Genomic DNA, 15,724 nt, shown 5'->3' on the forward strand with positions numbered 1-15,724 from the left:
CCGCTGGATTACTGTGGTATATGATTGCGCCAGTTGTCCCGACGTTCTTGCATCTGCGCAAAACTCTTGCGGTTGTCAGCAGCCTTGCCGACAAGTTCGCACGCCGTTAGTCCCTTGTGGTCCAGATATTCTCCAAGTTCGGCAACTGCGCTTTCCAGCACACTGAAACCGCGCAGCATGACCTGCGACGACATTTCAACGGCGCTGGCGCCCGCCAGCATCATCCGCGCTATGTCGAGACCGGACTGGGCACCATTTGTCCCAATCAAGGGTTTTTCAGTGCCAAGCTTGTTGCGGGTAAGGGCCAGCCAATGGCAGGTTAAAGGCAAATGCCACGTTCCACCAACGCCAAGCGAAGTATCGAGAACCGGCTTGTGTGTCTCAATATCAGGGATCATTCCCAGGAGACGGCCTGCCATTACGACAGCATTACCGCCTGCCTCAAATGCTGCATCAGCAAGGTCAGGAACACGCTCACTTTGTCCGGTGATTTTTATCCAGAGCGGAATAGTTATGACCGAACGCACTGCATTAACGATATTTGTAATACGTGCGGGATCAAGTTCAGTCGATACCGCACCCTTCGCTGCCTGGCTGGCATAAGGTGTACCAATGTTGAGTTCCAGCACGCGCAAGCCGGCGGTTTCTATCTGCTTTGCCATGGTGACGGCATGCTCCAGATCGGCGAGGATCAGGCTCGCAACAACGACGGCGTCGTCCTTGCTTGCTTCGTGATCAAGCCGGGCAGTTTGTTCAAGCCAGGCGTCGAAGGGCTGGGGTGTCAGACCAGAACGGCATGCGATAAATGCATTTCGCGGTGCTGATTCATTCCAGGCAATACGCTCCCAGTTTTCATCAAGAACCGCATACTCGGCCTGTTGTAGCTGCACGCGGGCGGCCTGGGATTCATTGGTGGATTTGACGACGACTGCTCCCGCTCCCGCCTTGATTGCGCGTCGAACACCTTCAGCATCAATCAGATGTTCTGCCGACCCTGCGATGACCGGGTTCTTCAAAAGAACTGTACCAATCCGCGTTTCCAGTCGTGCTTTTGACATGATGTTCCATTTCTTTTTGCAGCCTTCCACCATTCCTCGGATGGAAGTTCAACGTACCAGAATGCTCTTTTCAGCTCTCATTTTGTGGCAACGGATAATCGTCCGCATTCAGGACCCAACCGGCTTTGAGCGAAAAATCCATGCGAGGCGGGCAGAAAATATCTACCAGGTCGTTCTGATCTTCGCTTGTCGCCCTGGTCGTATGAATGACCGGAGGCGGAATGACGAGAGCCGAAGGCGAACCGACCTCGATTGCCTTGTCCTGTTGCCAATCCCCCATGTCAGTGGTCCAGGGCCAGCGCAGGTGGTGGGTGAAGCGACCGGCCATTGCCAGTGAACATTGTTCGAAATCATCGTGGTGATGTGGCGACATCTTTGCCGGATCGCGTGGTCCAATCTGAGCTGGAAGAGCGTTGACCATGAATGTCGTGCAGCGAAAAATTCGACCGAAACGGCCCGGTTCATCGGGAACAGCCAGTGAATAGGAACGTACTTTCCAGCCGCCAGCAGGCTCGGGCCAGGACTGGAAAGGCGGAATATGGTTGCGAGGCCGGTCGTAGGCACGCGCATTTGATGCCATTTCCACAAGGTCTTTAGAGGCAACTGTGAAAAGCCGCACCGCGCTTCCCGCTTTCTGAAAAGTGATGCGGCTATCCCCAGGTGGAATAAATGTGATGGAATTGCCTGCTACCTTTGTTGTCACACTTTCCCATTCAACCGTGGCGGTTTGGTTCGTGTCCACGAGATAAAGGACATATTCATCGCTCTGACTTTCACGTGCCAACACCGCTCCCGGTTCAATCTCCGAATAGGCGAGGACGAAATTAAATCCACGCAAGAACCATGTTCGCTCCCCGGGAGCCGTATGGTCAGGAGCCGAGGCATAAAACTCGGCCAATTGTTCTTCGGCTATAAGCCCGGTGGGATTTGGTTTGGATGTAGCTGCAAAAAGGTCTGCCCGCGGATCCTTGTCCTTGAACATCTGATTTCCTTTCATTCCTTGGCTATTGCCAGCATTTGCGAGGCTGATTTGCGCAGCAGCGCCTGATCTGATCCGCACACAAAGACGGAGACGCCAAGCTCGTGCCAGCGCGCGACGTCGGCGGCATTGCCGACAAACAGCCCGACAGCCACACCCGCTTTTTTTCCTGCATAGATAACCCGTTTGATGGCAGCATCGAGCTCCGCCGATGGAAAACTTACGCCCATGGATTGTGAGAGATCCGCAGGGCCGACGAAAAGCACATCAACTTCGGGTTCCTGTGCGATTTCATCCAGACGATCCAGCGCCGCATGATCCTCGATTTGCGCCATCACTACGCTTTGCGCATCACAATGGGCTCGATATTCCGCGATGCCATAACCACCATAGTTACCAGCGCGTGGCGACGGTGAAAGGCCACGTTTGCCCCGGGAAAACCGGACTGCATCGCAGACCGCGGCAGCATGTACCGCGTCCATGACATGAGGAACCATGACACCGTCGAGGCCAAGATCGAGAAGCGGCGCAATCCAGTCGGTGGCATTGCCCCACCGACGGGAAAGAAGTGGCAACCCGACCGCTCGCCCGGCAAGCGCCAGAATATCCATCTGGGCAATACTGATGGGGGCGTGTTCCTGATCAACGATTGCGAAATCGAGTCCCGCCAAGCCGAGAATTTCGACGATATGGGGTGCGGGAGTTTTTATGAAACTGCCAACAAGCAGTTCACCGTTCCTGATACGAGACCGCAAGCTTGCTCGGATTTTACCTGAAAGCTCTTTCACCTGACACGTCCTTAAATTGTTTGTGTTTCAGGGGCGTTGCCGGCTGCACGGCCTTCGTTACCCGTAATCGGGTTATCGTCGTCAAAGCTCAGATCGCGACCGTTGGTTTCTGGAAGAAGTGCCACGGCCACAAGGACGAAGATGTAGGCCAGCATTGCGCATAGAGCCATTGCGTCCCGTAAAGGCAGGAAACTGCCCGTTGCCATCATGCCGACAATTGCCGGGCCGAAAGCCCCCGCCGCGCGACCGAAATTGTAGCAAAAGGCCTGTCCGTTACCGCGGATGGTATTGGGGAAGAGCTCTGTGAAGTAAGGTCCAAGCGCGGCATAGATTCCAAGCAGGGAAAATCCGAGCATGAAATTGATCACAAGGGAGAGAACGCCCATCGGCGGGGTATAAAGAAAGATGGGAATGATGATCCAGTTCATCAGTGTAAACAGGAAGAAATTACGGCGTCGACCGACCAGATCGCAAAGATAGGCTGCAATGATATAACCTATGAATGAGCCAAACGTCATGACAAAGACATAGTAACCAACGGTGACCGACGAAATCTGGTAATGCGATTTGAGGAAAGTTGGTAGCCAGATGAGGATTGAAAATCCTCCACCCTGAATGCCAAGCGCCAGCAATGAACACAGGATTGTTGTCTTCAGATAGCGGGGATGAAAAATCACAAAAGGACTGATCTTCTCTCCACGGTCGGCAAGCGCCTTGCGTGTCTTGAGGAAAACTTCCGGTTCATCGACGCCACGCAACCCCCAGAACACCCAGAATGCAGGCAGTGCGCCGATCCAGAACATCCAGCGCCAGGCATTTTCGGGCGGCATGGTTGCAAACAGGACTGACGAGAGCAACGCCGCAAAGCCATAGCCGACAGCGTAGGCGCTCTGCACATTGCCGACAGCTTTGCCGCGATAGGCCGGGCGGATTACTTCGCCCATCAGCACTGCACCTGCCGCCCACTCACCGCCGAAGCCAATGCCTGACAGAATGCGTGCGACGAGCAACTGTTCGTAGGAATTGGCAAAGCCACTGGCAATCGTGAAGACTGTGAACCATGCGATCGCAATTTTCATGACTGTCACGCGACCAATGCGATCGCACATGATGCCCGCGATCCAGCCGCCGATTGATGACGAGATTAGAGCCGATGTGCCAAGCCAGCCAGCCTCACTGTTGGTAATTGCCCATAACGCCACCAGCGTCGGGATCAAAAAGCTGAATAGCTGCGTGTCGAGAGCATCTGTTGCCCAACCCACATAGCAAGCGTGAAAGGTCTGTCGTTCCCGAGCATTAAGCTCGCGATACCATTGAAACATGTTGTCCTCCCATAGCCTGGGTTTATTGCACCCGGCTGTTCCCTAAGGCGATTATTCACCCTGACCCTCCTCGCCAGGGTACGCTCGAGCCACCGGTTGCTCAGCAGTTCAGTCCGAGAACATCGGCTGCGTTCTGCGCCACCATGTCGTGGATATCTCCATCGCGGTAACCGAGCTCAAGACAGGTCGCGACGCCACGGCGAAAACCGTCAAGCGGGCTGTAGGTTCCAACCTGCCCGAGGTCCGAACAAAGAATGGTGCGAGACGTTCCGACGGCATCGATATGCGACCTGAAATCCTGCCTGTTGCGCGTTTGAAACTTCGAACCGTCCAGGAAAAAAGCCAGAGAATGTTCGACATAGGCTCCCATGTCGGCAATCTCGCGGGCATCCTCCGGTGTGGCGCCCACGATGTCTTCGGGGTGGGTGAAGACCAGGCGTTTGACGCCACGCTTCCGCGCTTCGGCGAAGACGGTCCTGGTCTCCGAAACATGGATATGTCCGCTTGCAAGAACCATGTCGTTGGCTGCGATCACATCAAGAACATCGAGAAGTTCCGGCAGCATTTTGCCGCCCGCATCAAAAAGCGGCACGGCAGTTGCCGGGCGCATCTTCTGGGTGGAGGCCGGGTGCGCCCAACCCGATGTTTTTTCCCAGCGGAGATGGTTTTCTGCGGCCAGTGTTGGAAGCCATACGATTTTCCCACCTAGCGCCGCGGTATGTTCGACCGCATAAGGATTAAGCCCACCGACCACATTATTGAGCACAATGCTCGAATAGATCTGCGTTGTCAGTGCCGGATGATGCTTTCGGATCAACTGTGCCGCTACGACGCCAGAATAATCATGATCCTTGGTAACAGCCGCGATGAAGCCAGCCTCTGACAACTGACGCGCCAGTTCGAGATGGTCCAGAGCCCGCGGAGCGATCGACGGTCCGCTATGGACATGCGGATCAACGCCGCCTCGCAGAATATCATTGATCTGATGGTGAATCTCATCAATTGCCGCGTCAGCGATCGTCATTCCATCCTCCTCACCGAAAGCCGCGCCAGCTGAAATGCCAGATGATCGGACCTTCGTCGATAATTGAACGCCGCACGAATGAAGCGCAGCTTGCATTCTCTATTGTTCCGTTCAGCGGAACCTTGTTCTGTTTTTTATCAACCAATCGGCTATCTGTGTCAAGCGGCGTGATCATGCGAACTCTTCGCCTGACGATGAACAGGAAGTAAAACGCATTGGAGGCTTGAGCGTGCACAAAGCGATTGGACGACCGGTCCGGTTGTTTTCATGGCGAGAATCGCTCTGTATAAACCGGTAATGAATGTCGATTGAGGAGCTGGCATGGTCGATGACGATGAAAAAGACGGTGGCAGCCTTCAGTCCGTCGTTCTAACAATGCAAGTATTGGAACAGGTCGTCCGCACACCTAAAGGCGTCGGTGTCACCAGCCTTGCCAAAACATTGGGTACCAGCAAAAGCCGCATTCATCGACATTTGCAGACACTTGTTCGTCAGGGCTATGTGTTTCAGCACGAGGATTCGGAGCGTTATGAAGTCGGTCACAAATTGGTTTCGTTGGTACAATCCGTGTCTGATAATTCGGGTATGGTGCACGCCGCCTACGATCCACTTCTCGAACTTCGTGATGCGCTTGGCCATTCCGCCGTCGCTTCTCAGCTGACACCGGAAGGGATGCTGGTCATCGCGACTGTTCCCGGACGCTCACCAATCGAAATTGGCGTACGCGTGGGGTCACTGTTGTCTTTCCACAGCTCTGCGCAAGGTAAAGTTGCAGCCGCGTTCTCGTCAGAGGCCTTTCAATCCCGCGTTCTTGCACGGCAACTCGAAGCCTTCACGCCCTCAACAATTATTGAGCCTGCCGTGCTGAAAAAGGAATTTGCCGAGATCAGGCGACGAGGCTGGGCAATCGCGCCTCATGAAACGGCTCTCGGATTGAACACACTTGCAAGCCCGGTATTCGACGCATCGGGTATGGTGTGCGGGGCAACAGGCATTGTTGACATGGTGCAATCAGTCGGAGAAGTGCCGACCGACGAGCAAATAGCCCGAACTATCAAGGCTGCCCGAAAAATCTCGGAGCGCCTCGGATATCAGGTAAAGCACTAGCGGTAGGCACAGAAATATACACGAGTAACACTACAACGCGAACTCACTGTCTGGGTAGTTGGATTGCCAATCAAGATTCCGCATGGTCCTGGCAAAGCCAACTCCGTCGCTTGTCCGGTCGAAAAAAACCATGGCCGACTGGAGCAGCCTTCATCTCCAAAACCAACTGTCGCATATCTATGGCAACATGCCTCCCGCTTGTTACTGCGTTATCGCTCAAAAGCAGCAGAAACGATGCCTCCGCGAAACCCGCGAAGGCCAAAAAACTTGCGCTTTCTAGTCAACAGGAATTTCACACGGTTTGATTTCGTCGGAGGATTTCATCGCACCCGGAAGGCACTGGAAACGCTGTCGACCCGTCGAAAAGCTATTCCATGGTTCGGCTACCGGCCCGGGGTGAGCGCTGCCTCATACCGGTCCCAGCAATCGCCGAGATCCTTCGACAGTTTGTGCTTCATGATACGCTGACTGGGCGTGCGCTCGAACTCGTCAATCAAGGCAATGTAACGTGGATTCTGATAGGTTGCGAGACGGCTCGACAGCCATGCCGAAAGCGCAGCAGGATCGACTTCGCACCCATACTTCGGCTTGACGAACAGCTTTATGTCCTGCTCGCCAAATTCGGCAGCAACGCCGACAATTGCACAATCTTCTACCGATGGATAAGCGCCCGCGATATGTTCGACTTCCCATGCGGAAACATTCTCGCCTTTACAGCGTACACTGTCGGTCAGGCGACCGTGAAACCAGAGATTACCGTCTGCGTCGAACGAACCGGAATCGCCAGTATGAAGTGTTCCCTTGCGAAGGGTCTTTTCAGTCGCTTCACGATTACGCAGATATCCCTGAAACAAGGCTCCCTCGATAGAAGAACGCACGACGATCTCGCCTTTCTCACCCTCAGCTACTGGCTGGCCGGTTTCATCAAGAAGCTCGACCGTGAACCATGGCATGGGTTTGCCCACTGCACCCGGGGTTCCGTTATCATTACAGGTTGTGATGCTTGACGCTTCGGTCATGCCATAACATTCCCGCATCTCGACACCGAAGCGGTCGCGGAAAAGCGGCCAGATTTCTTTGGGACAGCCGCCGCCCCAGGCGATCCGCACCGGATGATCCCGATCGAAAGCGCATTCCGGCTGCTTCAGCAATATTTGCAGGATACCGCCCAGATAATGGATATGCGTTGCACCATATTCGCGGACCTGCGCCCAGAAACGGCTGGCGCTGAAACGGTCGACCATCGCCAGTGTGACGTCTTCCAGAGCGGGAAGGACGATAAGCTGTGCACCGCCTATGTGATAAAGCGGCTCCCAGACGAAGAACACATCGCCAGGGCGCACCATAGTCAGTTGCCGTACGGCTTCTCCGGCAAGCCGCATCATGCCGTGGGAAACAAGCACGCCTTTTGGGCGCCCGGTCGTGCCGGACGTATACATGATAGCGAAAAGATCGCTCGCAGCGGGCAGCGCTTCGGTGAAGCTCGCGCTTTCCCCGGCGACGATGTCCTCTAGCGATCCTTCGCCCGACGTCAGTATGAAAGCATCCCCCGCTATCTCGGCACCACATTCACGGATGGTTTCCCGCGCATCTGGATCGCAAATGACCACGCCGGGCTCGCAATGGTTCAGAATATAGCGCAACCCCTCGCCCCGTTGCTGCGCATTGACCGGCACCCAGGCAATGCCCGCGCGAGCAAGACCGAACAGGACGGGCAAGGAAAGGTCCGAATTACGCATCATGACCGCAGCACGATCACCGTGCTTAAGCCCGCGAGCATTCAGATGCGTAGCAAGTGCGGCTGACTTCCTCTCAATGGCAGCGAAGCTGATCGGTTCGCCATTAAAAAGGGCAAAGTTCTGGTCCGGCTTTTGCGCAGCCTTGGTCAGGAAGCTTCCGAGGAAGCCTTCAAATTTCAAAGTCATGGGAAGCACTCTTTTTTGATCAGGAGGAGCGGCGGAGTTTTTCCGCCGCCAGAAGAAGTGTTGTGACGATGAGGAAAACGACGACCGATACAGCGGCAAGCGTCGGATTGAGCTGGAGGATCATGTCATCCCACATCTGTTTGGGCAGAGTGGTCTTGATGCCGCCACTGACAAAGATCGCAACCGTCAGTTCGTCGAAGGAGGTAATAAAGGCGAACAGGAATGCTGCCGTCAGACCGCTGCGGATAAGCGGAACGGTAACGAAACGCAGGGCTTGTACCTTGTTCGCGCCGAGAGTTGCCGCGGCCTGATCAAGACGCCAGTCATAGCTTTTCAAGACTGCGGCAATCGCAACGAATGCAAAAGGCAGAGCCAGTACTGTATGGCCGATTACGAGGCCGGTATTGGTGGCCACAAGTCCGATCTGGGCGAACAGATAAAACAGGCCTACAGCGATAACGATGCGGGGAACGATCATAGGAGCGAGAAAGAAGGCAAAGATCAGTCCAGCCCAACGCGATCGCGATCGCGCCAATGCCAGCGCTGCAAATCCACCAATGACCGTCGCGAAGATTGCCGTTGCAAAGGCGACTCCGAAGGAGCGCAAGGTCGCAGACAACCAGAGGTCGGAGGCGAAATAGGCCCGGAACCAGTCAAGACTGAACCCGGGAGGCGGGAATTCCAGAAACTGCGAACTGGTGAACGCAATCGGGATCACGATGAGCGTCGGCAACATCAAAAATGCGCAGGACAGAAAGCAATACAGTCCCATCAGACGCTTTGTGACGGCTTGTCCAAGCAAATCACTGACTGCGGTTGCGACGCGGCTTGACGTAAGCGCACAAACTTCCAGAATACGCAAACCGCAATTTCGCAGAATACCATTCTTGCCCTTAGGTCCGGTGCCCGTATCGCCTGAAAGGCTTGAGAGACCGAAAACGCGATCATAGACCCAGCAGGTAACAAGGGCAGCGACCAGCATCATGGCAGCTAGTGCACCCGCGAAAGCCCAGTTCAGGATTTCCTGCACCTGCACGATGATCAGTTGCGCCAGCATGGTCTGCTGGCGTCCCCCTAAAAGGGCCGGAACGATGAAAAAGCCAAGGGAAGAAATGAAGGTGAGAAGCCCCGCTGCAGCGGCCCCCGGGAGGGACAACGGGAAATAGACCAGCCAGAAACTCTTGGCGGAATCTGCCCCCAGCGTGCCTGAAGCCTGTGTCAGCTTGCGATCAAGCCCGCTCATAACCGGCAGCATGGTCAATACCGCCAGTGGCATCATGGCATGAACCATGCCGATCATGACCCCGAACTCGTTATGCAGCATTTCGAGCGGTGAACCGATGACACCGGAGGCAAGGCCAAGTTGATTGATCGCGCCGGTACGCCCGAGAAGAATAACCCAGGCAAAGCTCTTGACAAGATAGCTCGTCCAGAACGGCACCATGACTAACAGGATCATGAGACCGCGTTTGCGCTCCGGCAGACGCGACAGCCAGTAGGCAAGCGGATAGCCGAACAGAAGCGAAAACAGCGTGGTCAGAGCGGCAATGCGAAAGGTAATCAGCAAAACGCGAAAATAGACATCCGTGTCGAAGATTCGTGTGTAATGCGCCGCCGTCATCGCACCCGTATCGGCATTTTCGAAACTCAGGCCCATCAGGCGCGCAACGGGCACGAGGAAGAAGATGATCAGGAAAGCGAGCCCCGGCACAGCTAGCCACAGCGGACCGAACCGGAAAGGGGAACGCGTCGTCGCGCCCGTCTGGGAGACTGCAGCTACACTCATGGCGTCACCAGAACGGCGGCTTCAGGCTGCCAGCTCAGTGTAACGTCTTCGCCCAGCGCAGGGATAACCTGGCCCGGCGGCACGCGCACCGTCAGCAAACGCGTTTCGGCGGCATCGACCAATATGCGAGTTTCGGACCCGGCATAGACCACTTCCGTGACCTGACCGCTGATGCGGTTCACTCCGGTATCGCCGAGCGCCAGATGTTCCGGCCTTACGACGAGGGCCATCTCGCCGCCATCTACCGTGCATGCCTTGTCAAGAAGAAGCTTCGCATTCCCGGTCGCAAGACGCTTGCGACCGTCGGTGTCCGTTTCGACATTGCCTCGGAAAATATTGGAAATGCCGATAAAGTCTGCAGCGAAAGCGGTGGCCGGGCGGGTGTAGATTTCCTGCGGTGGCGCGATCTGCTCAACCATCGCATGGTTCATCAGACAAATGCGATCCGAAAGCGCAAGCGCCTCTTCCTGATCGTGCGTCACATAAACAACGGTCGCACCGGTCTTACGATGCAACCGCTTGATCTCGAACTGCATATGCTCTCGCAGCTTCTTGTCGAGCGCACCGAGCGGTTCGTCCATAAGAATGATGGATGGCTGATAGACAAAGCAGCGCGCCAGCGCCACGCGCTGTTGCTGTCCCCCCGAAAGCTCACGCGGGAAGCGGGATGCCAGGTGGCCGAGCTGAACCATTTCCAGCGTGTGCTGTACCTGCTTCTTGATGTCTGCAGAATTCTGACCACGCATTTTCAGTGGAAATGCAACGTTCTCCTCAACAGTCAGATGTGGAAATAGCGCATAATGCTGGAAAACAAGGCCGATATCGCGCTTATGCACCGGCGTATCGGTCTCGTCATTGCCGTCGATGAAGAGGCGGCCTTCGGTGGGCGGAACAAGGCCGCTGATCATTTGAAGAAGCGTCGTCTTGCCGGATCCCGAAGGTCCAAGAAGCGTCAGGAACTCGCCCGGCTGCACCGCGATATTTGTCGGCTTAAGTGCGATGGTTTCACCGTAGCGCTTGGATAGTCCGTCAACGAGAAGTTTCGGCTGAAGAGCCTGTTCGGGTTTGGCAAGCATGTCGTTCCCTTTAAACCCGGAGCCAGCGGCCATCATGGTCGCTGCTCCACCTTTTGTTTTGTGTATTGCGTTGTCAGGGAGACCGTCGGCCGCCCAGTTTCGGCTTTGATCGAATCTGGCCTAGCCCAGTATCCAGGCATTGAAGCGCTCGGTCATTTCCGAACGATTGGCGCTCCACCAGTCTTCCCTGGCAATGCTCATCTGTTTCAGATTGGCTTCGAAGGTCGGCAGCGACGACGCCCGCTCAGCCGGAATGTGCTCATAGGCCTTCAGGTTGGTTGGGCCGTAAGCGAGGAATTCCGTGAACAGCGCCTGTTGCTTCGGATCGGTACAGAACTTGACAAACTGACGCGCATTGTCGGCGCGTGGCGAGCCTTTCGGGATACCCCAGCCCTCAATGGAATAGAGGCCCTGGTTCCAGCCGATTTTCACGGGAGCTCCGCCGTCGATGACGGCCTGCGCACGTGCATTCCACAAAGCGATCATATCCACTTCGCCGCTCTGGATGAGCTGGCTCGACTGGGCACCGCCCGTCCACCACACATCCACATGCGGCTTGATTTTCTCAAGGCTGGCATAAGCGCGCTCGATATCGAGCGGGTAGAGCTTGTCGAGCGGAACGCCGTCGGCAAGCAATGCCTGTTCCAGAGTATCGATCGGGTTCTTGCGCAATGACCGGCGACCCGGAAATTTCTCGATGTTCCAGAAATCAGCCCAGGATTTCGGCGCGGCAGCTTCGTCGAACTTGTCGGCACGATAAGCCATGATCGTCGAATAGACGTCTACACCGAGCCAGACATCGGTCAACGAATCCGGCATCAGGCCGGGCACATCACCGGCAGCAATATTGATCGGCTCAAGCAGATCTCGCTTCTGGAGGATATCACGTGCTGACAGTGTCAGCGTGCAAACATCCCAGCTATAGGATCCGGTTTCGACCATAGCGCGAAATTGTGCGGTAGGTTCGGCATCGCGCGCCACATTCACGACCTTGATACCTGTCGCCTTTTCAAATGGATCGTAAAATGCCTTGCGATAACCGGGGCTATAAGGGCCACCCGGATCGGCAACTGTCAGTGGCTCAGCCGAGAACGCCCGACGCGTCAAAATTGCCGGGGCAGCAAGAGCAATCCCGAGCCCGCCTCCGAGCTTCAACAGATTGCGCCGATGAATTGTGAACGTTTTCCCGTTTGTCATTGTTTTCCCTCCGGCAGGTTATTTCGTTATACATTGCGGTATGAGACTGCCCGCCACCGCTGGTGGCGGGCAGCATTTGATCAGGACGCCTTGCGCGCGGCGCGTTCAGCGAGAAACTGCTCCATCATGCGAGCCGGTTCGCCCGATGCATATGCTTCCTTCTGAATACGCGAGCCGGCATCCAGACAATCGCGGAAGCCTGCTTCTGTCATTTCGCGGAAACGCTGTTTGTTGAGGCGCATTGCAACCGGCGGCTTGGCGCCAAGTTCACGTCCGAGTTCAACTGCTTCATCAAGAACTTTGGACTGGTCCACGATGCGGTTGATGATACCGATGGAGCGGCATTCTTCGGAATCCATCAGGCGGCCGCTCAGCGTCAGGTCTACAGTACGGGCAAGGCCGATAATCTCGCGCATGATCCAGGGACCGGTCGTACTGGCTATACCTGAGTTGATTTCCGGCTGCCCCATACGAACGGCCGGATGACCGATGCGGATGTCGCAAAGAAGAGCAACCTGAAAGGCCGAACCAGCTGCGACACCGTTAAGAGCAGCAATTAGCGGCTTCGACAGCGAACGCATGCGATCATAGAGACGCTCCCATTCGCCTACCCATTCTTTGCCGCGTTCGGCATCAAAAGTGCGGGTTTCGTTCAGGTCCTGACCGGCACTGAACGCGCGATCGCCGGCACCCGTCAGGATGATAGCACGGATATCGGCATCGCTTTCGAACGCATCGAAGGCATCGATGAGCTGACGACGCATAGCACTGTGCCAAGCGTTGAGAATGTGCGGACGATTGAGGGTGATGATGCCAACTTCGCCGCGACGCTCAGTCAGAATAAAGCGATCCATTATGTTCTCCCTTGGATTACACGCTTCTCGATATATTTCTATTGCATTGCAATAAATATTATGTTATGGTGATTTTATTATATTACAATGTCAAGCGACTTTTCAGATGCTTTGATAATTGTGTTATTGATGGACAATGATCTCAGGCGAGTTTTTGATGGTACGCAAATCGGAAAAGTCAGCAAATTCACCCGGAGAAAACGAAACCGGCGGTCGCGATCCGCTGCTTGTGCAGTCAGTGGAAAAAGCGTTCCGTGTCATGCGTGCCTTTGATGGCAGCAGACCGACACTCAGTCTCTCACAGATCGCGGAAGAGACCGGGCTAGACATTTCCGCGGCGCAACGTTTTACCTACACGCTGACTAAACTCGGCTACTTGACGAAGAGCAGCGAAACAAAGCGTTTCGAACTGGGCGTAAAGACACTGGACTTCGGCTACCATTACAGCCGCGCCAGCGTTTTGGTGGAACGAGGCACGCCCTACCTCCTGCATTTGAGTAAAACCACGGAAGAGACTGTTAATTTGACTGTTCTCGACGGAACCGACATCGTGTTCGTTCAGCGTTTTATGAGCCGCCACGTATTGAACAATGATGTCGTCACCGGCATGCGTCTGCCCGCCTATTGCACGGCACCCGGCATTGCTATTCTCTCAACGCTAACAGAGACAGAAGCGAATGATGTGTTGGATCGTTCGCATTTGCATCCCTACACACCACACACCACATGGAACCGTGACGAATTAAGCGCGAAGCTCAAACTGGCCGCAGCTAAAGGCTATGCAACAGCTTTTGAGGAGTATTTCCACGGCGATCTATCTTTTGCGTCACCCGTTCTGGATGCAAGGGGCCATCCATATGGCGCAATCAATATTGCTGTATCTCGCAGTCGCTACACGCCGGAGGAAGCGGAAGAAAAATATGCACCCCTCGTGACAGCTGCGGCTCGATCCATCACTCTTATAACGAACGTAAGGCGTTAAGCCGCATCAACGAAGTGGAGCAGCCGTGTTTTTTGCGGCTGCTTGAGCGAAGAAAACCTAAATGGTTTTGGGTTTTTATAATGCGCGGCAATGTACTGGGATGACTTAGAGTCCGTTTGAGAATTAAGTTTTGTCGGTTGCCACGCTATTTTGCCTCTGGAGATGTTGTAACCCATTGAGAATCAAGACGTCAAATTTTGACGCTTCCAGTTAAAACACCCCTTTTTGCCAAGGTATTTTACCCTTACGGGACCTGAACACTGGCAACTGCGGACATGGTGCAGGTTTCAGGAAATGTGCGATAGTTCAGACCGCCTTTCGGCTGATGAACACGCCACTTTCCTTACCAACCTCAAGAACTCCATTTCCGGCCCGAAACGCTTCAGTGATCGCATCCCATAACGCGGCAAGCTGCGCCTCGCCTGCGCTGTCTCCGGGTGGATAGGACGTGAGGGCTAGGAATACGTCCTCCGGCTCCGTCACTCGCAGGCGGGCCGGGTGCTGCGTCATGCTCACATTGCCGAACTGGGCCTGCATGAACCGCTCGGCGGCATCGTATCCAAAGGCAGCGCCGGCCGGGTCCAAGGGTGCGCTGCCGAACACGGTTGCCAGCGCATACATCTCGCGCATGTTCCCGGCCCCGTTCGTCGTCAAGGCAAGGAAGCCGCCCGGCTTCAAAACCCGATACATTTCTGCAATCGCCTTCGACGGGTCAGCCAGATGATAGAACATGTGCATAGCTATTACGGCATCAAAGGAACCGTCCTCGAAAGGTAGGGCCGTCGCGTCGGCTTGTTGGCCTGTGGCCGATGCGAATGGCAATGGTTGGCACCGCTCAACGGCTTCCTGAACCATGCCAGGCGACAGATCGGAAAGGGTAAGCTTTAGATTCTCCGGTACCTCGCTTGCGACCGTCGCCCAAAACCAGCCCGGGCCGCATCCAACATCAAGAACGCTGTCGCCAGCGTTAAGGGGGAACTGCTTCGCTACCCACGGAAACCAGCTGATTTCGGCAATAGAGTATTCGCTATTCAGTCGAGCGCGAGCGGCAAGCTTCCGGCTATCACCATACTGCTCTGCATTGCCTGAAGTGATGGACGACATGAGTATACTCTTTTTCGCAAATATCCCGAAAACGGACTCTAAGCCCACAGACCAAACTGCCCTGAAAGACTCCTAAGCTTTGACGATTGTTCCCTGAGCGATTGCCACGAGCATTTCGTCGCAAACAACCTTGCATTGACACACAGCTTGACGCTTGCCCTTGCTTAATGTCGATGCGTTTGCAAGCAATGTGCCGCCTTTTGCAGGTCGAACAAAGTTGATCTTAAATTCAGAAGTGAGCGCGTCACCTCCCAAAGCGAGACCTCCAGCAAATGTTAGCGCGTTATCTGCCAGATAGCTGATCACGCCACCATGAACAAAGCCATGTTGCTGGGTATGAATTTCGCGGATGACCAGGGATATAACAGCGCTACCATCACCTACATTAACAAGTTCAGCACCCAGATACTGACTGAAAGGTTGATTAAGAAATACCTCTCTGGCGAATTGTTCCAGATCCTTCATTCGTGCTCCTATCCTGTTACATACCCACGCTCATTGGATCACACTGACATCTCAACT

Annotated in this window: 14 protein-coding genes; 2 read left to right on the plus strand and 12 right to left on the minus strand. The window is 54.9% G+C overall.

Annotated elements, in window-relative coordinates; translation table 11 throughout:
- Positions 1-8: 8 nt before the first annotated feature.
- The 5 genes from AAE521_RS09275 to AAE521_RS09295 form a co-directional block, all read right to left on the minus strand.
- On the minus strand, positions 9-1,058 hold the full coding sequence (locus tag AAE521_RS09275) for a beta/alpha barrel domain-containing protein (protein ID WP_342061153.1): 1,050 nt from the start codon (positions 1,056-1,058) through the stop codon (positions 9-11).
- 70 nt (positions 1,059-1,128) lie between these two features.
- Positions 1,129-2,040, minus strand: coding sequence for a cupin domain-containing protein (locus AAE521_RS09280; protein WP_342061154.1), 912 nt, complete (start codon positions 2,038-2,040; stop codon positions 1,129-1,131).
- 11 nt (positions 2,041-2,051) lie between these two features.
- Positions 2,052-2,825, minus strand: coding sequence for an HpcH/HpaI aldolase family protein (locus AAE521_RS09285; RefSeq protein ID WP_342061155.1), 774 nt, complete (start codon positions 2,823-2,825; stop codon positions 2,052-2,054).
- Positions 2,826-2,836: 11 nt separating this feature from the next.
- On the minus strand, positions 2,837-4,147 hold the full coding sequence (locus AAE521_RS09290) for an MFS transporter (RefSeq protein ID WP_342061156.1): 1,311 nt from the start codon (positions 4,145-4,147) through the stop codon (positions 2,837-2,839).
- A 100-nt stretch (positions 4,148-4,247) separates the two neighbouring features.
- A complete protein-coding gene (locus tag AAE521_RS09295; RefSeq protein WP_342061157.1) occupies positions 4,248-5,171 on the minus strand; it encodes a DUF6282 family protein in 924 nt (307 codons plus the stop codon).
- 321 nt (positions 5,172-5,492) lie between these two features.
- On the opposite strand from AAE521_RS09295, the gene AAE521_RS09300 reads away from it, so the two are divergent.
- Positions 5,493-6,278, plus strand: a complete 786-nt coding sequence (locus AAE521_RS09300) for an IclR family transcriptional regulator (RefSeq protein WP_342061158.1) — start codon at positions 5,493-5,495, stop codon at positions 6,276-6,278.
- Between the two features lie 383 nt (positions 6,279-6,661).
- On the opposite strand, the gene AAE521_RS09305 is transcribed toward AAE521_RS09300, so the two are convergent.
- From AAE521_RS09305 to AAE521_RS09325, 5 genes are all read right to left on the minus strand, one after another.
- Positions 6,662-8,203 carry an AMP-binding protein gene (locus AAE521_RS09305; RefSeq protein WP_071632494.1) on the minus strand — a complete coding sequence of 514 codons (1,542 nt, stop codon included), beginning with the start codon at positions 8,201-8,203 and terminating at the stop codon, positions 6,662-6,664.
- A gap of 19 nt (positions 8,204-8,222) precedes the next feature.
- Positions 8,223-9,989: an ABC transporter permease subunit gene (locus AAE521_RS09310; protein ID WP_342061159.1), complete on the minus strand. Its 1,767-nt coding sequence runs from the start codon at positions 9,987-9,989 to the stop codon at positions 8,223-8,225.
- Positions 9,986-11,065, minus strand: coding sequence for an ABC transporter ATP-binding protein (locus tag AAE521_RS09315; RefSeq protein ID WP_374864976.1), 1,080 nt, complete (start codon positions 11,063-11,065; stop codon positions 9,986-9,988). Before AAE521_RS09315 ends, AAE521_RS09310 begins: the two co-directional genes overlap by 4 nt.
- Before the next feature lie 120 nt (positions 11,066-11,185).
- Positions 11,186-12,262, minus strand: coding sequence for an ABC transporter substrate-binding protein (locus AAE521_RS09320; RefSeq protein WP_071632468.1), 1,077 nt, complete (start codon positions 12,260-12,262; stop codon positions 11,186-11,188).
- A gap of 80 nt (positions 12,263-12,342) precedes the next feature.
- Positions 12,343-13,116, minus strand: coding sequence for an enoyl-CoA hydratase/isomerase family protein (locus tag AAE521_RS09325; RefSeq protein ID WP_342061161.1), 774 nt, complete (start codon positions 13,114-13,116; stop codon positions 12,343-12,345).
- Between the two features lie 157 nt (positions 13,117-13,273).
- Here AAE521_RS09325 and AAE521_RS09330 point away from each other — a divergent pair, with 157 nt between their 5' ends.
- Positions 13,274-14,098 carry an IclR family transcriptional regulator gene (locus tag AAE521_RS09330; RefSeq protein WP_071632492.1) on the plus strand — a complete coding sequence of 275 codons (825 nt, stop codon included), beginning with the start codon at positions 13,274-13,276 and terminating at the stop codon, positions 14,096-14,098.
- A gap of 306 nt (positions 14,099-14,404) precedes the next feature.
- Here the strand turns inward: AAE521_RS09330 and AAE521_RS09335 are convergent, their stop codons facing one another.
- Positions 14,405-15,202: a class I SAM-dependent methyltransferase gene (locus tag AAE521_RS09335; protein ID WP_071632491.1), complete on the minus strand. Its 798-nt coding sequence runs from the start codon at positions 15,200-15,202 to the stop codon at positions 14,405-14,407.
- Between the two features lie 72 nt (positions 15,203-15,274).
- Positions 15,275-15,667, minus strand: a complete 393-nt coding sequence (locus AAE521_RS09340) for a PaaI family thioesterase (protein ID WP_342061162.1) — start codon at positions 15,665-15,667, stop codon at positions 15,275-15,277.
- Positions 15,668-15,724: the final 57 nt, after the last annotated feature.

This window comes from Brucella cytisi (genome assembly GCF_038433355.1).
In the GTDB taxonomy this organism is placed as follows: Bacteria; Pseudomonadota; Alphaproteobacteria; order Rhizobiales; family Rhizobiaceae; genus Brucella; species Brucella cytisi.

What these genes read in the sequence shown, in the direction of transcription:
- AAE521_RS09305 (WP_071632494.1), bottom strand. Translation starts at nt 8,203, where the DNA reads ATGACTTTGAAATTTGAAGGCTTCCTCGGAAGCTTCCTGACCAAGGCT.
- AAE521_RS09330 (WP_071632492.1), top strand. Translation starts at nt 13,274, where the DNA reads ATGGTACGCAAATCGGAAAAGTCAGCAAATTCACCCGGAGAAAACGAA.
- AAE521_RS09295 (WP_342061157.1), bottom strand. Translation starts at nt 5,171, where the DNA reads ATGACGATCGCTGACGCGGCAATTGATGAGATTCACCATCAGATCAAT.
- AAE521_RS09310 (WP_342061159.1), bottom strand. Translation starts at nt 9,989, where the DNA reads ATGAGTGTAGCTGCAGTCTCCCAGACGGGCGCGACGACGCGTTCCCCT.
- AAE521_RS09335 (WP_071632491.1), bottom strand. Translation starts at nt 15,202, where the DNA reads ATGTCGTCCATCACTTCAGGCAATGCAGAGCAGTATGGTGATAGCCGG.
- AAE521_RS09340 (WP_342061162.1), bottom strand. Translation starts at nt 15,667, where the DNA reads ATGAAGGATCTGGAACAATTCGCCAGAGAGGTATTTCTTAATCAACCT.
- AAE521_RS09315 (WP_374864976.1), bottom strand. Translation starts at nt 11,065, where the DNA reads ATGCTTGCCAAACCCGAACAGGCTCTTCAGCCGAAACTTCTCGTTGAC.
- AAE521_RS09290 (WP_342061156.1), bottom strand. Translation starts at nt 4,147, where the DNA reads ATGTTTCAATGGTATCGCGAGCTTAATGCTCGGGAACGACAGACCTTT.
- AAE521_RS09275 (WP_342061153.1), bottom strand. Translation starts at nt 1,058, where the DNA reads ATGTCAAAAGCACGACTGGAAACGCGGATTGGTACAGTTCTTTTGAAG.
- AAE521_RS09280 (WP_342061154.1), bottom strand. Translation starts at nt 2,040, where the DNA reads ATGTTCAAGGACAAGGATCCGCGGGCAGACCTTTTTGCAGCTACATCC.
- AAE521_RS09325 (WP_342061161.1), bottom strand. Translation starts at nt 13,116, where the DNA reads ATGGATCGCTTTATTCTGACTGAGCGTCGCGGCGAAGTTGGCATCATC.
- AAE521_RS09320 (WP_071632468.1), bottom strand. Translation starts at nt 12,262, where the DNA reads ATGACAAACGGGAAAACGTTCACAATTCATCGGCGCAATCTGTTGAAG.
- AAE521_RS09300 (WP_342061158.1), top strand. Translation starts at nt 5,493, where the DNA reads ATGGTCGATGACGATGAAAAAGACGGTGGCAGCCTTCAGTCCGTCGTT.